Source organism: Micromonospora sp. CCTCC AA 2012012 (assembly GCF_040499845.1).
In the GTDB taxonomy this organism is placed as follows: Bacteria; Actinomycetota; Actinomycetes; order Mycobacteriales; family Micromonosporaceae; genus Micromonospora; species Micromonospora mangrovi.
In genome coordinates, this window is record NZ_CP159342.1 from 3,478,668 (window position 1) to 3,500,814 (window position 22,147).

The following is a 22,147-nucleotide window of genomic DNA, read 5'->3' on the forward strand; positions in this document are numbered from 1 at the left end:
GGAATGGCGTCCCGTCGCGATCAGCTGCACTCCTACCAGTTCATGAACCAGCGGGTCATCTCGGCGTTCGTGATGCGCGAGACCGACCCGGCGCAGTCGCCGCTGCGGCGCGGCGTGGGCGCGCTCTTCGGCGGTCTGATGGTGGCGGTGCTGATCTGTGCCGGCTTCGGCATCTACGGCATCCTGACCCGCGTCGGCACCGACCGGTGGAAGGCCGAGGGATCGGTGGTCGTGGAGCGGGAGACGGGCGCCAGCTTCGTCTACCGGGGCGGCCGGCTGAACCCGACGCTCAACTTCGCCTCCGCGAAGCTCGCCGCCGGCCGGCCGAACCCGCAGGTCTTCCAGGTCGCGGCGAAGTCCCTGGCCGGGGTGCCGCGCGGGGTGACCATCGGCATCCCGGGCGCGCCCACCTCCCTGCCCGACGTCGGGCGGAAGGCCGGTCTGCCGTGGACGGTGTGCGCGGTCCCCGGTGACCGGCCGAGGTCGGTGCTGCTGGTCGCGTCCGGTGGCCCGGCCGGCACCGGGCTCGGCGACCGGGGGCTGCTCGTCAAGGACGCCGCGCTCGGCATGGACTACCTGGTCTGGCACGGCCGCAAGCACCTCCTCCAGGATTCCCGGACGACCGTGCCCGCCCTGTTCGGCGTGGTCCGGAGCACGCCGGTGGGCACCGCGTGGCTCAACGCGCTGCCGTCCGGTGTGGACATCGCCGCCGTCCCGGTCGCCGACCGGGACAAGCTGTCGGACAAGGTGCCCGGCCGCCGAAACGGCGACGTGCTGATCACCGCGACGGGCAGTGGTGACCAGTACTACCTGGTCCTCAAGGACGGCCTCCGGCCGATCACCAAGCTCCAGCAGACCGTGCTCAACGCCCGCTTCCCGGGCACGCCGATCCCGGTCACCGTCAACATCGCCACCCAGCTCCCGGTCAGCGGCCCGGCGGGCGGGGACGACTCCGCGACCCAGCCGCCCGCCGTACCGCCCGCGCTGGCCGGGACGAATCCCGGGGAGACGGTCTGCGCGGTCACCCGGACCGCCGCCGGACCGCCGACGGTCTCGGTGGGAGCTGCCGCGACCGCGCTGGCCGGGGCGGTCCCCACGGCGGCGACCGACCCGAACGGGCGGGCGCTCGCGGACGCGGTCCTGGTCCCGGCCGGCCGGTTCGAACTGGTCCGGGTGCCCGGTTCGGGCGGCTACGTCGTGGTGACCGACCTCGGCATCCGCTACGCGGTGCCGAACGCGGACGCGCTCGGCATGCTGGGCTATCCGGCCGCCGCGGCGGTCGACGTGCCCACCGCCCTGGTCGGCCTGATGCCCGCCGGGGTGACGCTGGATCCCGCCGCCGCGGCCAACCCGGTGGCGGGACTGCCCCGGACCGGGTGACGCCGGCCGTCAGTTCGGGCGGGCTCCGGCCGGCTCCTCCAGCAGCATCACCGGTGGACCGGGTTCGACCGGCTCGTCGGGGACGGCCAGCGCCGGGGGAAGCGCCGGTCGCCAGCGCCGCCGGCGGGCCGCCGCGCTCAGCACCAGGACACCGACCACGGCGATCACCGCCAGCAGCGCGCCGCCGAGCGCCAGGTCGCGGCGGCGGCGTTCCGTCCCGCTCTGCGCCAGGGAACCACCGGCGACCCGGGGCAACGGTCGGGCGCTCGGCGTCACGACCCGGTTGGTGAGGGCGGCGTACGGGTTGACCACCCCGGCGCCGTACGCCTCGTCCAGCGGGGCGGGGCTGGCCGTGGCGACCAGTGCCCGGGCGATCTCCGGCCCGACCAGGTCGCCGCGCCCGGCGCTCACCAGGGCGGCCGAGGCGCCCACGAATCCGGCGGCCACGGCGGTGCCGTCGACCAGCGCCAGCCCGCGCCCCCGTTGCAGCGTCGGCACGCCCACCCCGGGTGCGACGAGGTCGACGAAGTCGCCGGCCGGCGAGTCGGCCCAGAGCTGCCCCTCGGCGTCCACCGCCCCCACCCCGAGCACCCCGTCGTACGCCGCCGGATAGGGCCTGCGGTCGCGGTCGGCGTCGGTACGGCGGGCGGTGCCGGTGGCGGAGACCAGCACGATGCCCCCGCTCACGGCGTCGGCCACGGCGGCCCGCAGCGCTCGGGTATCCCGGTCGACGGGGGTGGCGACGACGATCACCTGGACCTTCTTCGTGACCGCCCAGGCGATGCCGCGGGCCAGTGCTGCCGGGTCGGCGACGGGGGTGCCGGCGGTGTCGTCCGGCACGACCCGGACCGGTTGGATCCGTGTGCCCGGGGCCAGCCCCACGGCCGGGCTGTCGTCGGCGGGCTGCGCGGCGATCACCCCGGCGACCTGGGTGCCGGTGCCGGCGCAGTCGGTGTCCGCACGGCCCCGGCCGGTGACGGCGTCGAAGCCGGGCAGGACGTGCCCGCGCAGTTGCGGCTGGTCGGCGTCGACGCCGGTGGAGAGCACCGCGACGACCGCACCGCCGCCCCGGGTGAACGGCCACACCGCGTCGGGGGTGAGCATCGCCCGTGGCCAGGGCGGTGCGGCACCGATCTGGCCCGGCTCGGCGCAGTTCCCGCCGGGGGCCGCCGGGGCCGGCGCGGGCAACAGCACGCCGGACAGGACACAGACCAGCACGGCGGCCACGCGGCGAGTCATCGACAGCACGGCCCGATGATATTCGGGTGGGCGCGGCCTAGCGGTGACCGGCCAGGGTGGCCCGTCGGGCCACCAGGTCCGCCCGCTGGAAGCGTTCCGGGGCCCGGTCGCGCAGCCGGCGGCCGGCGTCGCTCCAGAACGCCGTGTCGGGCGGCGTCCCGTCGCCTGCGGGCAGGAACTTCAGCGCCTCGTCGAGGCAGGCGACGGCGACAGCCCGCCAGTGCCCGGCCTCCTCCTCGGCGACGTCCGGCAGGCCGGCCGCGAGCGCCATCATGTCGGCGATCTCCACCCACTGCCCGGCGTCGAGGAGCACCGAGGTGTCGTCGGCCGCCCCGAAGGTGACGGCCGCGCCGGGGCGCGGCGGCGTCGGCCGGTCCGGCAGGGCGAAGACGAACTCCCGCGGCAGCCCGCACTGGGCGCAGTCGCCGTGGTAGCGCCGGGCGAGCACGCCGTCCCGGTCGACCAGGGACTCCGACCAGGAGACCTCGGGGCTGGTGCACTGTGGACAGCCGTGCAGGTCGAGGTAGAGGTGGGCTTCGTCACGGGTGCGGGGCGCGGGCAGCACGTCCCGATGATATTGGCTCCACTTCGGCGCGCGGTAACCTGTCCGTCGCTTACTGCCGACCCCGAGGGATGTCATGCGGAAAAGGATCGTCGTGGGTGCGCTCGTCGCGCTCCTCGTGCTCGTCGGCGCCGCGGTCGTCGCGGTGAGCACGGCGTGGAAGCCGGAGAGCCGCGAGCAGGTCGCGGCGCGGCTCACCGACACGGGCAGACGGCTGAAGGAGGCCGGGACGGCCCGCGTCGCCTTCACGTCGGAGATGAAGCCCCAACTGGGTGGCCGGAAGGTGACGCTCCAGGGCACCAGCCTGGTGAAGTTCGGCGACCGGCCGTCCTGGGAGACCACCTACGCGCAGATCGCGGCCACCGGTCACCCCACCCTGCAGGCCAAGGGGGTGCACCTGGACGACGACACCTACTACACGTCGCCCAGCATCGTGGCCGAGGACGGCCGCCCCTGGTTCGACAGCCACACGCTGGCCGACTGGGGCAGCGGGTTCTCCGACCCCGACACGGGGGTCGCCGACCTCATGATCTGGCAGCGGTTCCTCGACGACGTCAGCGAGGGGATCGCCGCCAACGGCGAGACCGACAAGCTGCCCGACCTCAAGGGCGCACCCCACGAGTACCAGTTCCGCTGCACCCCCGGCAGCGACGTCTTCTGCCCGCCGCCCTTCCGGACCTCGCTCGACCTGGTCTTCAACCGGGTGGTCCCGCCGCTCTTCTCCGTCTGGATCGACGACGCCGGCCGGCTGCGCAAGCTCGAGGTGGAGACGAGCGTGCTCTACGTGGACGACGGCAGGGGCAGCGACGACGGTTTCACGCACCCGCAGGACGAGTGGGAGATCCGGACGTCGTTCACGCTGGACCAGTTCGGCACCCCGGTGACCGTCACGGCCCCGCCGGCCGACCAGATCACGCAGAGCCGGGAGGTGAAGCTGAAGGCGTCAGCGTGAGCAGGAACAACACCTCGTCGGCGCCGACCTCGATGCCGTCGGCGCCGCCGGGGTTGACCGACAGACCGTGACCGCTGGGCCAGACCGCCAGCGCGAACGGCAGCGCCACCTCGACCGTCGGCGGCGGCTCGGGGTGGCTGCGCGCCAACGCCTCGGCGGTGGTGAAGACCTCGATCACCTGCCCCGGGCCGGGCAGCCACGGAAAGCCGGGTTCGAGGATCTGCTCCGCCTCGACCGGCCTGGTGGTGGGGATCAGCACGACGGCGTCGAGCAGGCGCTCCAGATAGCCGTACGCGTCGCCGGCCCGGGCGGCGGCCAGCAGCGCCGCCGCCGGGTCGTCGGGATAGTTCCCCGCCGCCTGCACCGCCCGCAGCTCCGCCTCGGCCTGCTCGTCCTCCTCCGCGGCGGTCGCCAGCTCGGCCAGCGTCGGCACCGTCACGTCGCCGACCGCGGCCTCCTCGACGGCTTCGATCGACAGGTACGCGTCCACCGGCGTACCGGGGTTGACCGCCAGTCGCCACTGCGGGTCCGGCCACTTGCGCCGCAGCTCGGCGTAGTTGGTGACGGTGTAGCCGTTGACCGCCCCGCCGAACTGGGCCGCCAGCGCCGGCACCGAGGTGAACACCGGCAGGAAGACCTCGTCGAACGCGTGCACGGTGAGGAAGCGCTGCCCGGCCGGGTCGTCGCCGGCGATCTGCGGCAGGAACAGGTCCGCCACGGCGACCAGCTGGAAGTACGCCTGCCGGTCGTCCTCCCCGGCCGCCAGCAGCATCGCCTGCTCCACGTCGTTGGCGGGTTGCCAGTCCCTCACGCGGTGTCCCTCCGGTGCGAGCGGGGCAGCAACGCCCCGCAGCCGTCCGGCGCGGCAAGCTCCGCGCCGGCCGCCACGTTCGCCGCCAGTTCCGCGAGCTCCGACGGTACGGGACGCAGTGCCGTCCAGAACGAGGCGAAGTCGTCCGCCACCCGCCGCATCAGCCGCGCGCAGACCTCCTCGGCGGCGAAGGTGTCCCGGTCCCGCGGATCGTCGTCGTCGAGGAAGCCGACCGCGCCCGCGTCCGTGCCGCGCAGCCGGAGCGTGAGCAGTCCACCCTGGAGGTGGCCGATGGCCAGCCAGTCGGCGGTCAGCCGGTCACCGAACCAGGCGTTGACGTAACCCAGGTCCTGGGCGCGGTCGTCGCGGAACCCGAACAGCGGTTGGTCCAGCACGAAGCCGAAGCCCGGGTGCACGGCGGGCTGCGCCGGCGCTCCCCCGTTCGTCCGGCCGAGGAAGTCGCGGTAGGCGGCCGGCAGGCGTACGCCGAAGTGGTCGTCGGCCCGGGCCAGCGCGGCGTCGGAGAGGCGCTCGGTGACCAGGATGCGCGGCGCCGTGCCGGCGCGGGCGGTGAGCCCGCGCCCCGACGCGCGCGGCGCGCCGACGCTGACGCCGCCGAGGTGGCGGAAGCTCGCGTGCAGCTCGGCCGGGACGAGCGCCAGGTGCCGGGTCTGCGCGACGTGCGCCCAGGTCCAGCCGGTCGGGGTGCCGACGCTGCCGACCCAGAGCGGGTCGTCGGTGCCGCGGGCGACCAACTCGGCGGCGCACACGTCGACCACCCGCGCCTCGTCGACGGTGAGGTCGGGGATGACCGGGGGCAACGCCACCATGAGGCGCGCGTAGGGCGTCCAGTCCGGGAAACCCCACGGATCCACCGGTACGCCGTGCCGGTACCGCACCCGCAGCATGGGCGCGGCCGGATGGGCGGTACGGAAGGCGTAGCGCGCGCCGGCGATCCGCTCCCTCACGGCCGGCCCGCGATCTGCCGGGCCTCGCGCACCATCTCCCAGGCCTGCTCGGCCGACGGGCGACGGCGGTCGTCACCGGACCAGCCGTCCTCGGTCCAGTCCCGGTCGTCGATCCGGTGCCGACGGGCCCACTGCCGCGTCGCCGACTCCAGCCGGTACCACCGGCCCTGGTCCGCCCGGAGCGCCGCCTCGATCTCGCGGTACGCCGCCAGGGCCGCCGCCGGGTCGCCGAGGCTGTGCCCGGTCAGCTCGTCGCGGCCCGCCAGGTCGGTGAGGATTTCGAGGTACGCCGCGCGCACGGCGGAGATCCGGCCGGCGTCCAGCCGCGCGCCGTCCCGCTCCCGCAGCGCCCGCCCCATCGGCGTCCAGACCGCCTCCTCGGGCACCCCGGAGGCGCCCGGCGGCACGAACTTGAGCACCTCGTCCAGGGCCGCGGTCGCGGCGATCAGTCGGCCCCGGGCCCGGTCCCGCTCCGGCGGGGGCAGGTCCCGCGCGCCGGGCGGCACCAGCGCGGCGTACCGGTCGGCGACCCAGAGCCACTGCGCGGCGTCGATCAGCCGGGACGGCCCGTCGCCGTAGCCGAACCCCAGCGGTCCGGCCGGCACGTACGGGACGGACGGCAGCCGGTAGACGACCTGCCGGGAGGCGCCGCAGGCGGTGCAGGTCTGGGTGTAGCGCCGGCCGATCTCGTCGTCGTCGAGGTCCACCGCGACGCTGCTGATCTCGCTGCCCCCGCCGCCGCACGGGCACGGCGTGAGGTCCAGGTGCAGGTGCGCCTCGTGGTGGGTCCGCGCCGGCAGGTGGCTCGGGTCGTGCCGCGGTCGCGGGCGCTCGAGGTCTTCCCCGGTCTCCGGATCCTGGCCGTTGATCACTCGGAACTCGCGCTCCAGCTCCGCCAGCTGCTCGGCCGTCGGCTGACCCGGGCGGTCCGGGTGATGGTCCTCCTCCCAGTCCCCGTTGGTGATGCCGTGCCGCTCCTGCCAGGCCCGCTGGGCACGGTCCATCGACATCTGCCTGCGCGCCCGTCCCGGATGCATGTCAAAGGCCATGCCGGCCCACTCCTCTCCCCCCGTGCGGCGCCGATCCTCCGCCGGTGACTCCGGTGGCGACCGTATCGCGAACCGTCGAACCGGTCCGTCCGTACCCGGGTCGTTCGAGGCGGGACCATCGGCGGAAGGCCATGCCGGCCGACGGCCGGGGGACTATACGGACCGGATCCGAGGCGGCTCGTGATGCTGGATCGTCAGGTCCGACGCCAGATGCCCGTGACCTGCAGACCGACGGATTCAATGCCCGACCTCATCTCGTCCTCCAGGTGCTGGAACGAGGAGACTTCTGCACCGTCCTCCGAACTGACCTGCACCTCCCACTTCCACGGACCATCGGAATCGTCGCGGATCAGCAGGATCATCAACCGGCCGCCCGGCACGTCGTCACTTCGCTCGCCGAGGATCTGATCCCAGTCGTCAGTCAATCGACCAGTGCGCTGCAGACTCAACGCCGACCGCAGAGCGTTCAGACGATCCTGGTCCATCTCGCCGGCGAACCGCACGATGACTTGCGCCTTGAACATCGGCTCCCTGTCCCGCCTTCATCTCGTCCCCGCCGGATGGCGCAGAGTCTTCCAGCGCTGCGATGCGGCCAGCAGCGCCGCGCCTGCGCCAACTGCCCGTGCACCTGCGGGGGAACGGCAGCCGCTGGGGCGCCGACGCTCGATCCGGAACGAGTCACCGAACTCGCGAGGCCGGTGCCGGTGCGCGACACCGTACGATCAGGCGAGGGTTCCGGTCTGACGGGCCGGTCACCGCGCGCAGCAAACTCCGCCACCACCCACTCCACGGTCCGCAGGTGGTCGTCGCGTCCCTGCTCGGGTAGTCGGTCCAGGTAGCGCGAGGCCGCCGAACACACCCGCCAACCCCGCCGGCCGGGCGATCCATGTCAGGCCGGCCCCCGCAGCGCCGCGTCGACGCTGGAGCGTCAGGTCCGCCGCCAGACGTCCGTGACCTGCAGACCGACGGATTCGATGCCCGACCTCACCTCGTTCTCCCATTGCTGGAACGAGGAGACTTCCACACCATCCTCCGAACTGACCTGAACCTTCCACTCCCACGGACCATTGACATCTTCGCGCACAAGCAGGATCAGCAACCGGCCGCCGGGCACGTCGTCCCTTCGCCGGCCGAGGATCTCATCCCAGTCATCGCCCAATCGACCAGTGCGCTCCAGACTCAACACCGACCGCAGAGCGTTCAGGCGATCCTGGTCCACCTCTCCGCTGAACCGCACGACGACTTCCGACTTGAACATCAGCTCTCTCTTCTCGGATTGAGCAGCCAGTCACTGTCCCGGAAATGAGCGGAAACCTTACCTGACGCACTGTGATCGGGTGGCCCGGTAGACGAGAACACGGCTGGTACGACTTCCCGCCCCAGGACCTGGGTCTGCCGCTCTGCCCACTCGAGCAGGTGAGGCATGCTCCCTTCCACGAATCTCTTCACCACGAATCCATATTTCGGGTGGTACAGCGGTCCATCGGCCCCACCAGTGGCCTGCCGCACTTCGTCGGCCTTGGTCGCCACCGCGTCCGACGAGACCTGGACGTCATAGTCGCTCGGCTCCTCGTCCAGACCCAGCCTGTACATGGAGTCGAACGGACGGCGCAATGGATGCTCCGACTCGTCGCCGCGCCATTCCTGGTATCTCCGCTGCGCCTCGGCGTCGGGGATGTCCTCCAGCTTGGGGAGTTCCTTGTGGGCGCCGGAGAAGAAGTGCGCGGAGGATCCCTGGAGCCGAAGGTCCACGGCTCGGGGATCGATGCCGTCCAACCGCAGCGCCTCTTCCAGCGACGTGCGGAACTCGCCGAACTGCTCGGGGGTCATGCCCAGCGGAGCCCTCCGCGCGTGCCAGTCGGCGACCGCCTCCGGGGAGATGCCCAGGTATTCGCAGTCGGCCGGGGTTACCCGGTAACCGGAGTCATCGGCCGGCAACAGGTCGCTGACGTCGTCGTAGCTGAGGTGACCGGTTTCCTGGGTGATCGGCTCGTCACCGTGGTCGGACCCGGTGGTCCGGTCGCCACCGTCGTCGGCGGCAGTCCGGTCCGTGTGCCCCGTCCCGACCTCGTCCCGGGCGGCCGCGTGATCCTCGACGACATGACGGCGCGCCGCCGCGCCCGGGTCGTCGGGGTGCAGGCCGAGGTGCCGGTCCAGCGCGTCCAGTTCGGACCGGGCGTGCGCGGCGTGCTCCGGGTCACGGGCCAGCTCGTGCAGGTAGTCCCGCTCCGCGAGTCGACCGAGGTCGTGCGGGCTCAGGTCGCCCCGGGTCGGCAACGGCCCGTCCGGCACGTCGCCGGGGCGCAGCACGTCCGGCGCGTCCAGGTCCAGCCCGGCGCGGGCCCGCTCGCCGATCGCGTTCAGCTCCGCCACCTCGTGCCGGACCGCCCGGGGCACCGCGAGGTCGCCGGCCCGGTCGGAGACCTCGATCCGGTAGCCGCCGTCGGGCGGCGGCAGGTGCCCGTCGGGCAGGGTGTGCCCGGCGCCGTCCACCGGCACCGAGCGCGCGACGGCACCGTCGGGCAGGCTGTCGGCCGGCACCACGTCGAGGTCCACCCGTTCGACGCGGACCGGCGGCGCGTCGGCCAGCGCGGACCGGGCGAGGTCCCGCACGGCCTCAGGCTCCGGCAGTTCCCGGGCGTACCCGTGGAACTCGCCGTCCGGTACGGCGGCGGCCGTGATCGGCCGTCCGTCGGTCGACTCGACGCGGGGATGGGGGTTGACCACCCCGCCGTCGCTGACCGGCTTGACGCCCTTCCAGTCGCTGCCGAGCAGGGCCTCCTTGCCCACCCACGTCTGGTCACGGCCACTGCGGCCGTCCGCTCCGGCGCGGCTGATCTCCTGCGGCTGCGGATAGTCCGGCGAGCCGAAGCGGTGTCGGGCGGCCCGGTCGAGGATGTGCTGACCGGCGTCCCGCTCGTGCCGCATCCGCTCGGGCAGCTGGTCCGGATGGTCGACGCCGTACCGCTCCAGCAGCGGCGCGACGTCCAGCTCCGCCTCGCCCCGCTGCCAGCGGGCGAGCTGGTCGAGGTGTTCGTCGATCTGCCGGACACCGGTCCGCAGCTTGCCCAGCACCTCGTTCGCGCGGTGTTCCGTGTTCGGCGCCCACTCGTAGCCCGCCCGCGCCCAGGCGTACGCGCCCCGGTCGACGGCGTGCACCTCGATGTGGTGGACGCCGGACTCGCGGTACCAGCCCTCCAGGAAGCCGTTCCACCCGTCGGAGAAGCCGCGCCCCTGGGCGCCGTCGGACAGCTTGATCGAGCTGTGCGTGACGTACAGGCTGCCGTCGTGCTCCCGGGCGAAGACCCGTACCGTCCGGCCGGCGAGGCCACCGTCCGCGTCGTACACCTTGAGCCGCAGCACCACCTCGTTGCGGTAGACGCTGATCGGGTGATTGTCCTCGTCGAACCGGACCCGGAAGCCGTCGCCGAACTCGCGGCCCTCGATCTGCCGGCCGAACTCGGCCTTGACCTCGCCGGCCCACTTGGCGGCCTCGGCGTTCGTGACCGGGATGAGCTCGTCGAAGGAGGGTCGCCGGCCCTCCCGCTCCCACGGCTTGTCCGTCCAGTGCCCGTCGTGGCTGGGCTCCGGCGGGGTCGCGTCGTGCGGCGCCGGAAACCCCGGGTCCGGGTCGTGGGGTGTCAGGTGGGACGTACCCGGGTCGTGCGGCGCCGGATGCGACGGACCCGGATCGTGGGGCGCGGAGTGGGACGGCGCCAGGTCGTGCCGGGCCGCCCACGGCGGGGCACCGTCACGGGACACCGCCCACGGCGGAGCGGCGTCGTGCCCGACCGTCCGCGGCGGGGCGACGTCGTGCGACACCGTCCAGGGCGGGGCCGGATCGTGCGACGGACGGCCGGGCGGGGCCAGGTCGTGCGGTGCGCGCTGCGACGGCACCGGGTCGCGCGGGGTGCCGTGCCAGGCCGACCCGGGATTCGGTGTCCCGTCGTGCCGGCCACCGATCACACCGGTCAGGTGGGAGGTGTCGGGCAGACCCCAGTCCTGGACCCGCCGGTACACCTCGGGTGGGTCGACCCGGTGCCCCAGCGCGGCCAGGTCCCGGTCGACGCCGCTGATCTCCCGGCGCAGCCGGGCCTGCTCCTCGGGGCGGCCGCCGGCCCAGTCGTGCAGCCGCTGGAGGTGCACCCGCTCGTTGAGCCGGGCCGCCACGTGCGGCTCCACCCGGGGCGTCGCCTCGGGGCGGGCCGCCTCCCCACCGCCGAAGATCCGCCCGAGCGCCGTCATGGCCCGGCGGAGCAGCCCGTGCGGCTCGGGCCGGGTCTGCGCCGCGTGCTGCATGGCGAGGGTCTCGGTGATCTCGTGCACCCACACCCGGGGCAGCTGGCCCGCCGCCACCCGGTGGTTCACGTAGACCAGGTGCGGGTCGTCGGGGGTACCGGCACGGACGATCGTCTCGGCGAGGTCCCGCATCCCGCCCGCCACCTGGGGCACGAAGTGCCGCTCACCGCCGTCGGCGAGCGTCACCTTGACGTACGGGCCCTCGGAGTGGACCGCGACCACCCCGGCGTCGGCGAAGTCCGTCGGCAGCGTGCCGTGCGCGGCCCGGTGCAGCTCGCCCAGCGACACGTCGGGCTGGTTCCAGGGACGGCCGTCCGGCACGAAGTCGGTCTCCGCGATCGGGCTGGCGTTGTGCCGCACCTGGTCGACGGGGGTGCGCTCCGGCGCCGGGCCGACCAGGTCGGCCGCCTCGTCGGCGAGCCGGTCCACCACCGCCGCGATCTCCTCGGCCGGCTTCGGCTGCACCCGGCCGTTCTCCGCCCGGTCGACCAGGTGCTCGCCGGCCCAGCGGCCCAGCTGTTCGGGGCCACCCCGGCCGGTGACCGACTGCCGCACGCTCTCCGGGGTGAGCGGGGCGGGCGAGGGCGGGTCAGCGGGGGTGACCGGGTGCCGGCCCACCACGTCCGCGTCGCGTACCGGGACCTCCGGCGAGACCGGCTCCTCCAGCACGCGCAGCGCATCCGGCGCGGGGCGCTCGGCCACCGGGGGCGGGCCGTCACCGGGCGGGCCGGCGTCGTGCGGTGGCGGGGCACCGTCGGACGGGTCGGGCAGCCGGAGCTGCTCACCCACCTCGTCGTGCAGGGTCCGCCACGCCTCGCGCAGCGACTCCTCGACGTGCGGGGCGCGGGCCACCGGGTCGGCGGGCAGGTGCGACGAGAGCACCACCCCGGCCGGTTCGGTCTGCCGCCAGCCGCCCCCCTCGACGGCCTCCATCGGCGGGCGGACCACCACCGACCGGCCCGGCGGCACCGACTCGTTCACCTGCACCACGACGTCGACCTCCACGCCGTCGCCGTAGCGCACGCGCAGGGTCCGCGTCTGCGGGTCCCAGTCGGCACGGTGCGGCTGGTCGGCCGGGCCGGCGTCCCGTCCGCGTACGAGGTCGGTCACCTCCCGGTCGAGCACGGCCGCGACGTCCCGGGGCGCGGCCACCGGCCGCTCGGGAAGCGGCCCGTCGACGGAGACCAGCCGGGCCGGGTCTACGCCGCGTACGTCCCGCCCGCCGGCCAGCTCTCCCGCTCGCGCCGCAGCCGCAGGATCTTCGTGAACGCCGCCGCGTACGTGCGGTCCGCCGTCCCGTCCGAGGGAGTGCCCTCCAGAGTGGATTTCTCGATCACCAGGAGGCGGTCCATCTCCGGATGTCCGAAGCGGTACTCCACCTGTGTCCCGGTTTCCCGGGTCTTCTGAAAGTCGACCAGAATTGCCATCGTCGCTGTGCCGTCCCCGGGGGTGGTCGTCGACGCGGGAGTTCTTGGCCATCCGGGGCCCGTCGCCGTCGTGGCCGGTTGCCTCAGGTCGGCCGGCGACCCCCTCCGGCCGGGCCGCTCCGCTCTCGAACTCGGTACGCAGCTCGTCCAGTCGGCTCTTCGACTCGCCGAGGTCGGAGAAGTACCTGTCCCGCCACGCCTCCAGCTTCGGGCCTCCGGAGCGGAGCGCCCGATCCATCAGCTCCTCGTGCTTCTTGACGCCCGCCAGGTGATCGCGGATTACTGCGGAGTCCACGCCCCGCTCGATGAGGCGGATCGCCTCCTCGACGCGCACGTGGTACTCGACGATCGTGTCGTGTCGCTGCGAGAGGAGTCCCGGCGGCCCGTTCATCTTGCCGAAGTTGCCGTTGGGCAGCTCCCGGACGGCCTCGGTGCCGATCTCCCAGTTGAACCGGTCCTTCAACTGGTTCACGTGGTCGATCTCGTGTTCGAGATCGAGGAAGCGCATGCCCTCGCGGTACCGAACCTCGCGCTCCTGCCGTACCACGTGCGTGCGGTCGGCGGAGTAGACGTGTCGGAGCACCACGTTCGGCCCCCTGGGGTGCTCCACCAACCGGAACCCGTGCTCCTCGAGGAACTTCACCATCTGCGGGAAGTCCGGGTGCAGCTCCATCCGCACGGTGCCCTGCCGGATCGACTCCGGCGTCGGCGGCTCGCCGACCTCCGCGCCGGCGCTGCGCATCACCGGCTCGTCGACCGGGTGGTGCCGTTCCGGGTGAGCCGTGGTCGGGTCGTGCGGCGGGCCGTCGGGCGGCGGGCCGCCGTCCCGTGCAGCCGGCACGGTGTCCCGCGTCTGCGCGTGCTGCTCGGGACGGGCGGGGCCCCGGTCGGTCGGGGTCGTAGCCGGGTCGCGTGTGGGGTCGGCAGCGCGCGGGCTCCGGCCCTCGCCCCCGGTGCGGGCCGTGCCGTCGACCGGCTGGCCGTCGCGGGCGTGCGCCGGCGCCGGGTCGACACCGTCCCGGCCAGGCCGTTCCCCACCGCGTGGTGCTTCGGCGCCCGTCGGCGCCCGCTCCCCGCCCACCGGCGCACGCTCCGCACCGACCCGGCTGCCGCCGGGCGTGGTGCGCTCGCCGCCGGGGGCCACGCCGTCGCGGGGGCCCACCCGGTCGCCGCCGGCAACCGTCCGGTCCCCACCGGGCCGGGGCCCGTCCGGCGCGCTCCGCGCCTCTCCACCCGGCGTCCGCTCCCCCGGCACTCGGTCGGCCGGCAACCGGTCGCCGGGCGCACGATCGGTAGGTACGCGGTCGGCGGGCGCGCGATCGGTAGGTACACGGTCGGCGGGCGCGCGATCGGTAGGTACACGGTCGGCGGGCGCGCGATCGGTAGGTACACGGTCGGTCGGGGGACGGTCGGTAGGTACGCCGTCGGTCGGCGCGCGATCGGTCGGCGCGTGATCGGCGGGTATCGGTTCGGTCGTGCGCTGGCTCGGCAGCGCGTCACCGGCGGGGCGATCCGTCGCCGAGGTGTCGGCCGAGGTGCGGCTCGACGGCGACGCGTCGGTGTCGCCCCGCGTTGCCGTGCCGGGCGGATCACCTCCGCCGTCGGACGAGCCGCCGTCGCGCCCGGTGGGAGCGGTGCCGTCGGCCGGGGCCCGGTCGCCGGTGACCTCGGGCGTCCCGCCCCGGTCGACCGGTCCGGTGCGGTCGACGGTCGGCGCGCCGTCGCCGCCGGGCACGCGTACCCGCTCGATGGTGCGGGGGGTCGGCTCGGCCGACCGGACCGGCTCGCCGGTACGCGTGCTCGTGCCGCCACCCGACGCGTTCTGCCGCGGGCCACCGCCTCCGCCGCCTCCACCGTCACCGGCACGGGCCGGTGTGCCGCTGCCGGCCTCCGCCCGGGTACCGGCCGGCGTGTCGGTCCGGACGCCGCCCGTGAGCGACGCGGCGGCGTCCCGGGCCTTCGGGTCGACGTCGAGTTTGCTGAAGTGCTCGTCGCGGACTCCGGCGATGTCGGGCCGTTCCGCGAGCCCCTCCGGCAGGTGGGCCACGCCGTCCCGGCCCTGGAAGGCGACGTAACCGTCGCTGGTGAGCAGCAGCCCCTCGTGGTTGTTCGCCCGGGTGGCCAGGACGTTGAAGCCGCCGTCGTGGCCGGGCAGCACGTGCACGTCGGCACCGATCCGCAGGCCCTCGATCCGGGTGTGCGGCAGACTGAACCTGGCCTGCTCCAGGACGGTCTGCGTGCCGAAGATGGCACCGGCCGCGCCGCCCTGCACGGCGCTGTGTCCGACGAGGCCCCAGTCGATCTTGTTGTGCGGGTCCTGGATCCGGTCGTAGACCTCCTGACCGAGGGCCAGGCCGCCGCCGGCCGCGGCACCGCCGATCGTGTGGCCCAGCGGGCCGCCGAACATGCCCGCGCCGAAGGCCGCGCCCTGGACGACCCCGTCCTTGACCTGCGCCCAGTCGACGCCCTCGGTGCGGTTGCCGGAGAGGATCTGGCCGAACTGGCCGAGCAGGTTGCCGCCGCCCATGAAGCCCGCGCCGAACGCGACGCGGGTGCCGACGTACCCGGCGAACTCCCGGCCCAGGGTCGACTCGGCGACCTCCCGGGCGGCGATCTTCGCGAGGGCGTTCTCGCCGACCTCGCGGGCCTCCTTGCCGGCCCACTTGCGCAGCAGTTGCTGGCGGATCTCCTTGGCGAGCTGCCGCTGCACCTCGCGGACGGCCTGGTTGCGCAGCGTACCGTTGATCTCCCGGGCGGCCAGCCCGCGCAGCGCCTGCCCGGCCATCCGGTTGGCGACCGCCTTCGAGATGCCGCGCGCGGCGACCGTGCGGGCCGCGCGGCCGAGCACCGTCTCCGTCATCACCCTGGTCCCGGCCGCGACGACCCGACCGGCGACGATCCGGGCGATCTGCGGCACGACGGTACGGACGGCGGCGGGGAGCACCCGACGGGCGACCGCGGCGGGCAGCTTGCCGAAGAGGCGGGTGAGGCTGCGCATCACGATGCGCATCGCGATGGAGGCGATCTTGCCGACGGTCTTCTCGGCGGCCTGGGTGAGCGCGAGCCGGGTGGCGGCGAAGAGCCCGGGCGCGGCGCCCAGGGACCCACCACCGGTCGGGATGGCGGCGGCGATGAGCATGAAGATCGAGACCGCGAGCATGATGAGGTTCAGCGCCGCCATGAACTTCATCAGCTCGACCTCGAGCCCGAAGTTCTGCACGCCGCGCTGCATCTGCGCGGCGCTCTCGGCGGTCTGGCGCAACCCTTCGAGATAGGCGAACCACTGCTCCACGAAGGTCTGCGCGGCGCCGTCGCCCGACCAGCTCTCCAGGATCGGGTTGGCCATCTGCATGACGTCGGTGTAGGCGTCGTTCAACGCCTGCGCCAGGTCGCCCCACTGGTCGGCGAGGTCGTAGGCGTTGTTGGCGCTGGCCAGCGGGATCGGCCCGAGCAGCAGCTCACCGACCATGCTGCGGGCCCCGGGAATCCACTCCTCGATGTCGGCGAACCAGTCGAGGATGGACGTCATCACCTCGTGGTCATCACTCACCGCGAGCCCCCGTACCGGTCAGGTCACCGGTCGCGCCGTCCACCACCGCGGTCAGGTGGGCGTGTTGGCGATGTCGGCGCCACCCTGCTGGTCGGTGGCGTCGTAGTTGATCATCGCCGTGGCGACGAAGTCGCCGATCGCGGTGAGCTTGGTGCCGCAGTAGACGGCGCTCTCCTTCACCGCCTCGTTGGCGGGGACGGTCTTGTCGTCGTCGGCGGCCGGCACGGCCACGTGGTAGTTGTCCTTGACGAACGGGTCGGTGAACTGGTCCGACGGGAAGGTGTCGGCCCGCCCCTCGTGCTCGTCGATGGCCGACTTGATGCCCTGGAGCTTCGCCGTCAGCTCGGTGCCCTTGCTGCGAATGCCGTTGGCGATGCTGATGATCTCGCCCGGCGTCGACGTGATCTCGATGTAGTTACTCATCGCCGTCCCTGTTCCGCGTCCGCACGTCGGCGTCGTGGCTGCCGACGAAGTTCTGCATGTCGTTGGCGGCGAGCCCGCGCAGGTCACCGGGGAGGGTCTCGCCGAGCAGCTCGCTGCTCTGCCGCCCCGCCTCCTCCACCGCGGCCCGTACGGTCCGCAGGATGCTCGCCGAGAGCGCCTTCGAGTTGGGCTGCCGCAGCACGCGCGGGTCGATGTCGAGCTCGATCAGATGACCCCGCGGACCGACCACGGCCTTGATCATGCCGTCCGGCGACCAGGCGGTGCCGGTCACCGAGAGCATGCGCTGCTGCAACCTGGGCAGCTCCCGGGTGGCCTTCTGCAGGTCACTCATCATGCCGCGCAGCACGCCCCAGTCCGGGCGCCCCGGTACGTCCGCCATTCCCCCGCCTCGATCCCCGATGGTCCACCCGACCGGCGCCGGCAAGCGGTGACCCGGACGGGTCACCGGCTGCCGGCCACCGGAACTACATTCCGGCCGCGATCTGCTGGTCGATCTGCTGCATCCGCTCCGCCGAGGCGCCGAGCTTGACGCCGACGCCGGCCAGCGCCGTCTTGATCTCGGTCGCGCCCTGGTTCCACTTCTGCCGCGCCTCGTCGCACGCGGTGCCCGCCTGGCCGCTCCAGTCCTGGGCGAAGAGCTGGGTGAACGCCGTGTAGAGGTCGTTCAGCTCGCGGTCCATCATGCCCTCGAAGGTGCCGATGGCCGTGGCGACGTCGTTGATCTGGCCGAAGTTGTACGTGATGGTCATGTCTCGCCTCTCCGATGGGGACTGCGGACGCTCAGCCGCGCAGGATGCTCATGACGGAGCTGTCGCCGGTCGACGCGGCGGCGGCCCGGATCTCGTTCGCTGCGTCCTCGTCGTGCACGCCGTACTGCTTGGAGGCGTTGCTCATCTTGCCGGCCAGCTCGTCCAACGCGTTGATGATCTTCGTGAGACCGTCGTTGAGCTGCACGGAGACGTCCTGAAGGGCGTTGTTGGCCGCACCGGCCATGCCGGCGCCACCGAGCGACTGCACCCGGTCGAGGAGCTGCGCCATGCCGCGCGCGATCCCCTGGCCGGTGTCCTCGCACCGCTGCGCCATGGCGTTCAGCTGCTCCTGAGTGGCATGGACCTGACCCATGCCGGGAGTACCTGACAAGTGATTCACCCCGTTTCTCGATGTCGGCCCGCCCCAGTCGGAACGAACCCGATGAGTCGGCTCGCACGTGACGGTAGCGACCCGGATCCAGCCGTGCCATGCCGGCCCGGGGACACTGTCCGTGCCGTCCCCATTGGACCGGAAACATCGACGGCCGGGGCGGGCTGGCCGCAACATTGTGGCATCCGACCACTACGATCTCCACTGCGATCCATCGCCAGTCACGGGGAGGCATCATGGGCGTCGACGGCGACAACCCGTACTCGTCGCAGACCACCGCGAACACGCACGCACCCTGGATCGAGGGCGGCACGCCGCTCGAGGTCGACCTGAGCGGTCTGCGGGACTACGCCAAGCACATGGCGGACCAGCAGCGGGACCTGATGTCGCGCACCGTCCACCTCTCCCACCTGTTCAAGATGCCGAACGAGGCCTACAACGGCGAGGTGCTCGGCGAGGCGGCCTTCCTCCGCTCGCAGTTGCAGTCGAACGCGTCGGAGCTGAGCGCCTACCTGAGCAACCTCGGGCAGACCCTGTTCAACATCGGCTCGGCGGCGCAGACCATCGCCGACATCTACGGCTCCGGCGACGCGACGGGTGCCGCCGAGCTCTCCGACGTGCTCTTCGCCTTCGGCGACAAGAGCGTCCCCCGGCCGGACGGCCTGCCCCCCTACGTCGGCCAGACCTACCAGGAGGCGTTGGCGGCCAACGCCGCCAAGGCGGCGCCGCCGCCCGAGACGAGCGCCGAGTGGAAGACCCCGGAGCAGACGTCCACCTCCCCCTACCAGACGACCCTCACCGCCCAGGGCCCGAACGGCATGGTGCGCGAGACCGTCACGACGAACGTGCCGGGCAGTGGCGTCACCCTGGTCACCACGACGATCTACGACAGCAAGGGCAAGGTGGTCTCCACCACCAGCAGCCGCACCACCACGACCTACGACTACGCGACGAACTCGCAGGTCCAGACCGTCGAGAGCGGCGACACCGCGACCACCACCACGACGCGGTACGGCAGTGACGGCGCGGTCGTCAACGAGGAGAGCCGGAGCAGCACCGCCACCAACGGTCACGAGACGCCGACCGGCCGCCGGGAGGTGACGGTCGACCCGTCGACCGGCGAGCGGGTCGAGACGACGTACGTGGTGCGGGACGGCAGGGAGGTCGTGTCGGACCGGGTGGTCATCGGCCGCGCCACCGAGGGCGAGACCGGCTACCAGGAGCCGATCGCCAACCAGTACGACCCGATCATGAAGGGGCACGGCTGAGCAGATGGCCGACTACTGGGGCGCGAAGGCGGATCCGAACTACGGGTACAGCCCGTACAGCGGTCAGCTGCACTACGGCCAGCCGCAGCTGTCGTCCGCGCCGTTCACCGCCAAGGCGGGCGACGGGAACTCGACCACCATCGAGATCATCAAGACCCGGATCCACAACATGCACCCGGAGATGATCTCGGCGCTCGCCGACCAGTGGCAGAACGCCTGGACCGTGCTGGACAACGTGCGCAGCTATGTGCTCAAGGAGAGCAACCTCCTGCACGACAAGCACTGGGACTCACCGAAGGCCCGGGACGCCTTCCTGCGGAAGGGCCCGGGCGAGGCGCTGGCCTACCTCGACGTGTGGATGGACGCCGCGCAGAAGAACGTCACCGCGCTGCGGCACCTCGTCACCATCGCCCAGGACGCCCGCCGCGACATCGACGCCCTCGTCGCGGAGTACGAGCAGAAGCTCAAGGACGCGCAGGACGTCGACCTGGCCGGCCAGCTCAGCGAGTGGTTCGACACCGGCCGCAAGTGGATGACGACCTGGGGCGACGCCGAGAAGTACCAGATCCAGCAGCAGGTCCAGGAGGTCCAGGAGACCTACCAGAAGAAGGCCCAGGAGCTGGCCTACAAGATCGGCAACCAGCACTACGACTACGTCAGCGCGCTCAGCGGCGGGGTCGGGCCGCCGTACAAGCCGATGGACGCGGTGCTCAACTCCCCCGGCTCGCCGCCCATGCCCGCCATCCCGGACCTGCCGACCGGCGGCCCGGGCGGGGCCCCGCCGCCGCCGGCACCTCCGGCGCCCGCACCGGCCCCGCCACCGGCGCTGCCGCCGGCGGCCAACCCGAACAACCTGACGGGACCGAACGCACCGCCGGTGCCGCAGGTGAACACCGCGCTGCCCCCGAAACCGGCGCTCCCGCCGAACCCGGCCCTGCCCCCGAACCCGGCCCTGCCCCCGAACCCCGCGCTGCCCACGAACCCGGCGCAGTTCGCGCCGCTGCCCGCACCGCCGCCGTTCCTCTCCACGGGCGGCCCGAATGGGCTGCCCGGCAGAGCGCCGACCAACCTGCCCACCGGCGCGCCGAAGGGTGCGCCGGGCCTGCCCCCCGGTGCCCAGAAGGGCGCGCCCGGCCTGCCGCCCGGCCGCCAGCAGCCGCCGAACCCCGGCCAGCTGACCCGGAACTCGTTCGCCCGCGGCGGCGGCACCGGCCAGCCACCCGGCATGGGTCAGCCGCCCGGCCGGACGCTGCGTCGTCCGCCCACCCCCGGCGGCGGTGAGCACGGCGAGCACGGCGGTCGCGGCGTCCAGCGCCCCGGCGGCGGTGAGCCGTCCCGCTCCGCGCCGCCCCAGCAGGGACGCCCCGGCGACCGCCGCCGCGCGGACCGCCCGGACCTCGCCGACCGGACCCCGGGCGCGCCGGTCGACGCCGAGGAGGCGTTCGGCCGTCCGTCGGGGAACCTCACCCCGCCGGTGCTGAAGAACCCCACCGGCGAGCGCAGTCGGATCCGGCCGGGCAGCGCCGCGGAACTGCCGCCGAGCATGCGCCCCGGCGGCGACGCCGGCGAGCTGCTGCGGCGGGACGGCACGGCTCCGCCCGTACTCAACCGGCCCGGCCGGCCGGGCGAGTCGCTGCCGCCGGCCACCCGCGGTCGCACCGACCGGCGGGCCGCGGAGCGCGACCGCGACCGGAAGACGCCCACCGGCGCCGAGTGGATCGGCGCCGACGACGCCCGCGCCGAGGCCGGCTCGTCGGTGCTCGACGCGCCCACCCTGCCGCCCAGCGGCAGCCGGGTGTCCGGGTTGGAGGAGATCCCGCAGGGGCTGCGCAGTCGCGCCGCGACCCGATCCACCGGGCCCGCCCGCGCGGCCCGGCCCGGCACCGTCTCGCCCGAACTCAGCAAGCGCAGGACCAGCGACGAGCGGCGCGACCAGCAGGTCGACGACGAGGCCCGCGGGGTGGTCACCGACGAGCAGGCGTTCGAGGTGCAGACCCCGGGCGGCGGCGTGGTGACCAGCAAGCGCGACGAGCCGGTGTACGAGCCGGAGGTCCGTCGAGTGCTCGGCGGCGACCGGTAACGTGCGGACCGAGGAGGTGATCCGGTGAAGATCGGGAATCCCGCGAACTACTACGTCCGGGTTCGCGCCCGCAGTTGGGACGAGGAGCCCGAGCAGGCCGCGCTGTACGAGGGCATGTACTCCTTCGACCTCAACCAACTCGTCCGGGTGTCGTTCGTCCCGGCCGTGACCGCGCCCCGCCCCTGGTCGCTGGACGATGTGCCGACCGACATCAGCGACTTCACCACCGCGCAGCAGGCGCGCGTCCACGAGTTGCTCCTCACCGACTATTCCGTCACGCCGGATGACGAGCGGGCAGGGACGGCCGACCAGTTCGACTGGCCGTTCGAGTGGACAGATCCCGCCACCCGGCCGCGACCGACCGTCTTCTACGTGACCGCCGACGAGTTCGATCGCCTGAGCTCCGACCTCGAAGAGCTTTCGGACGTTGCCGGCGAGTTGCACTCCTTCGTCCGAAGATCGGAGGTCCTGGAGCACGAGGTCGTCCGCTTCATCGAACGCCGCATCCTCGACTCCCCACTGCTGACCCCGGACAGCGCCAACTCGATCGGTCGCTGACGAACCTGGGTCAGGACCAGTCGACCGGAGCGCTCTCGGTGAGTGGACTGGCCCGGCGGGCGGGGTTGACCGCGCGGACCGCGTACCTCTGGTGCCCCGGCTCGGGACGCCGGTCCCACCAGGACAGTCCCCCGGTACGCCCGATGGTCCGCCAGACGCCGTCGGGCAGCTTCCGCCGCAGCACCTCGTGGTAGGCCACGTCCTCGCCGGTCGTCGGCCAGCTCAGGCGTACGCCGTCGGGTGCGACGACGGCCGCCAGCGCGGCCGGGGCGAGGGGCGCCACCCGGGCGGCCTCTTCGGTGGAGATCCCGCCGGCGGCGGCCGACGACGAACCGCCGGCGGCGGTGGGGGTGTGGGTGGTGCAGCCGGCCAGGGCGACCAGCAGCACCACGGCGGGCAGGTGATGGCGGGGCACGCGTC

At 73.4% G+C, this 22,147-nt stretch carries 18 protein-coding genes; 5 read left to right on the plus strand and 13 right to left on the minus strand.

The features are described from left to right. Window positions 1-3: 3 nt before the first annotated feature. Window positions 4-1,380, plus strand: a complete 1,377-nt coding sequence (gene eccB / locus ABUL08_RS15100) for a type VII secretion protein EccB (RefSeq protein ID WP_350930551.1) — start codon at window positions 4-6, stop codon at window positions 1,378-1,380. Window positions 1,381-1,389: 9 nt separating this feature from the next. Here eccB and ABUL08_RS15105 read toward each other — a convergent pair whose 3' ends face one another. Together ABUL08_RS15105 and ABUL08_RS15110 are read right to left on the minus strand one after the other, a co-directional pair. Next, window positions 1,390-2,619: a S8 family serine peptidase gene (locus ABUL08_RS15105; protein ID WP_350938636.1), complete on the minus strand. Its 1,230-nt coding sequence runs from the start codon at window positions 2,617-2,619 to the stop codon at window positions 1,390-1,392. Window positions 2,620-2,656: 37 nt separating this feature from the next. Next, a complete protein-coding gene (locus ABUL08_RS15110) occupies window positions 2,657-3,184 on the minus strand; it encodes a hypothetical protein (RefSeq protein WP_350930552.1) in 528 nt (175 codons plus the stop codon). Window positions 3,185-3,275: 91 nt separating this feature from the next. Here ABUL08_RS15110 and ABUL08_RS15115 point away from each other — a divergent pair, with 91 nt between their 5' ends. Further along, window positions 3,276-4,133 (plus strand): hypothetical protein, encoded by an 858-nt coding sequence (locus tag ABUL08_RS15115; RefSeq protein WP_350930553.1) that lies wholly within the window; start codon window positions 3,276-3,278, stop codon window positions 4,131-4,133. Here ABUL08_RS15115 and ABUL08_RS15120 read toward each other — a convergent pair. From ABUL08_RS15120 to ABUL08_RS15165, 10 genes are all read right to left on the minus strand, one after another. Beyond that, window positions 4,093-4,944 (minus strand): SseB family protein, encoded by an 852-nt coding sequence (locus ABUL08_RS15120; RefSeq protein ID WP_350930554.1) that lies wholly within the window; start codon window positions 4,942-4,944, stop codon window positions 4,093-4,095. The genes ABUL08_RS15115 and ABUL08_RS15120 overlap by 41 nt on opposite strands. Next, the gene (locus ABUL08_RS15125) at window positions 4,941-5,912 is read right to left on the minus strand and encodes an SMI1/KNR4 family protein (RefSeq protein WP_350930555.1); all 972 of its coding nucleotides are present in this window, start codon (window positions 5,910-5,912) and stop codon (window positions 4,941-4,943) included. The genes ABUL08_RS15120 and ABUL08_RS15125 overlap by 4 nt, the downstream gene beginning before the upstream one ends. Then, window positions 5,909-6,916, minus strand: a complete 1,008-nt coding sequence (locus ABUL08_RS15130) for a hypothetical protein (RefSeq protein WP_350930556.1) — start codon at window positions 6,914-6,916, stop codon at window positions 5,909-5,911. The genes ABUL08_RS15125 and ABUL08_RS15130 overlap by 4 nt, the downstream gene beginning before the upstream one ends. Window positions 6,917-7,155: 239 nt before the next feature. Next, the gene (locus ABUL08_RS15135; RefSeq protein ID WP_350930557.1) at window positions 7,156-7,485 is read right to left on the minus strand and encodes a hypothetical protein; all 330 of its coding nucleotides are present in this window, start codon (window positions 7,483-7,485) and stop codon (window positions 7,156-7,158) included. A gap of 404 nt (window positions 7,486-7,889) precedes the next feature. Continuing rightward, window positions 7,890-8,219: a hypothetical protein gene (locus ABUL08_RS15140; protein WP_350930558.1), complete on the minus strand. Its 330-nt coding sequence runs from the start codon at window positions 8,217-8,219 to the stop codon at window positions 7,890-7,892. Continuing rightward, on the minus strand, window positions 8,219-16,237 hold the full coding sequence (locus ABUL08_RS15145) for a WXG100-like domain-containing protein (protein ID WP_350930559.1): 8,019 nt from the start codon (window positions 16,235-16,237) through the stop codon (window positions 8,219-8,221). The genes ABUL08_RS15140 and ABUL08_RS15145 overlap by 1 nt, the downstream gene beginning before the upstream one ends. Window positions 16,238-16,288: 51 nt before the next feature. Further along, window positions 16,289-16,660: a hypothetical protein gene (locus ABUL08_RS15150; RefSeq protein ID WP_350930560.1), complete on the minus strand. Its 372-nt coding sequence runs from the start codon at window positions 16,658-16,660 to the stop codon at window positions 16,289-16,291. Then, window positions 16,653-17,060, minus strand: a complete 408-nt coding sequence (locus ABUL08_RS15155; RefSeq protein ID WP_350930561.1) for a YbaB/EbfC family nucleoid-associated protein — start codon at window positions 17,058-17,060, stop codon at window positions 16,653-16,655. The genes ABUL08_RS15150 and ABUL08_RS15155 overlap by 8 nt, the downstream gene beginning before the upstream one ends. Window positions 17,061-17,145: 85 nt before the next feature. Next, on the minus strand, window positions 17,146-17,430 hold the full coding sequence (locus ABUL08_RS15160; RefSeq protein WP_350930562.1) for a WXG100 family type VII secretion target: 285 nt from the start codon (window positions 17,428-17,430) through the stop codon (window positions 17,146-17,148). Window positions 17,431-17,461: 31 nt separating this feature from the next. Continuing rightward, window positions 17,462-17,803 carry a WXG100 family type VII secretion target gene (locus tag ABUL08_RS15165; RefSeq protein ID WP_350930563.1) on the minus strand — a complete coding sequence of 114 codons (342 nt, stop codon included), beginning with the start codon at window positions 17,801-17,803 and terminating at the stop codon, window positions 17,462-17,464. 254 nt (window positions 17,804-18,057) lie between these two features. On the opposite strand from ABUL08_RS15165, the gene ABUL08_RS15170 reads away from it, so the two are divergent. Genes ABUL08_RS15170 through ABUL08_RS15180 form a run of 3 tightly spaced genes read left to right on the plus strand, consistent with a single transcriptional unit; the run spans window position 18,058 to window position 21,727 of the window. Then, complete coding sequence (locus tag ABUL08_RS15170; RefSeq protein WP_350930564.1) at window positions 18,058-19,089, plus strand: hypothetical protein; 1,032 nt, start codon at window positions 18,058-18,060, stop codon at window positions 19,087-19,089. A gap of 4 nt (window positions 19,090-19,093) precedes the next feature. Continuing rightward, window positions 19,094-21,169, plus strand: a complete 2,076-nt coding sequence (locus ABUL08_RS15175; protein WP_350930565.1) for a hypothetical protein — start codon at window positions 19,094-19,096, stop codon at window positions 21,167-21,169. Window positions 21,170-21,193: 24 nt separating this feature from the next. Then, window positions 21,194-21,727 carry a hypothetical protein gene (locus tag ABUL08_RS15180; protein WP_350930566.1) on the plus strand — a complete coding sequence of 178 codons (534 nt, stop codon included), beginning with the start codon at window positions 21,194-21,196 and terminating at the stop codon, window positions 21,725-21,727. A 10-nt stretch (window positions 21,728-21,737) separates the two neighbouring features. Here ABUL08_RS15180 and ABUL08_RS15185 read toward each other — a convergent pair whose 3' ends face one another. Continuing rightward, window positions 21,738-22,142: a hypothetical protein gene (locus ABUL08_RS15185; RefSeq protein WP_350930567.1), complete on the minus strand. Its 405-nt coding sequence runs from the start codon at window positions 22,140-22,142 to the stop codon at window positions 21,738-21,740. Window positions 22,143-22,147: the final 5 nt, after the last annotated feature.

Bases quoted from the DNA above. Each gene is read 5' to 3' on its own strand.
- eccB (WP_350930551.1), top strand. From the start codon at position 4: ATGGCGTCCCGTCGCGATCAGCTGCACTCCTACCAGTTCATGAACCAG.
- ABUL08_RS15105 (WP_350938636.1), bottom strand. From the start codon at position 2,619: ATGACTCGCCGCGTGGCCGCCGTGCTGGTCTGTGTCCTGTCCGGCGTG.
- ABUL08_RS15130 (WP_350930556.1), bottom strand. From the start codon at position 6,916: ATGGACCGTGCCCAGCGGGCCTGGCAGGAGCGGCACGGCATCACCAAC.
- ABUL08_RS15135 (WP_350930557.1), bottom strand. From the start codon at position 7,485: ATGTTCAAGGCGCAAGTCATCGTGCGGTTCGCCGGCGAGATGGACCAG.
- ABUL08_RS15140 (WP_350930558.1), bottom strand. From the start codon at position 8,219: ATGTTCAAGTCGGAAGTCGTCGTGCGGTTCAGCGGAGAGGTGGACCAG.
- ABUL08_RS15150 (WP_350930560.1), bottom strand. From the start codon at position 16,660: ATGAGTAACTACATCGAGATCACGTCGACGCCGGGCGAGATCATCAGC.
- ABUL08_RS15155 (WP_350930561.1), bottom strand. From the start codon at position 17,060: ATGGCGGACGTACCGGGGCGCCCGGACTGGGGCGTGCTGCGCGGCATG.
- ABUL08_RS15160 (WP_350930562.1), bottom strand. From the start codon at position 17,430: ATGACCATCACGTACAACTTCGGCCAGATCAACGACGTCGCCACGGCC.
- ABUL08_RS15165 (WP_350930563.1), bottom strand. From the start codon at position 17,803: ATGGGTCAGGTCCATGCCACTCAGGAGCAGCTGAACGCCATGGCGCAG.
- ABUL08_RS15170 (WP_350930564.1), top strand. From the start codon at position 18,058: ATGGGCGTCGACGGCGACAACCCGTACTCGTCGCAGACCACCGCGAAC.
- ABUL08_RS15175 (WP_350930565.1), top strand. From the start codon at position 19,094: ATGGCCGACTACTGGGGCGCGAAGGCGGATCCGAACTACGGGTACAGC.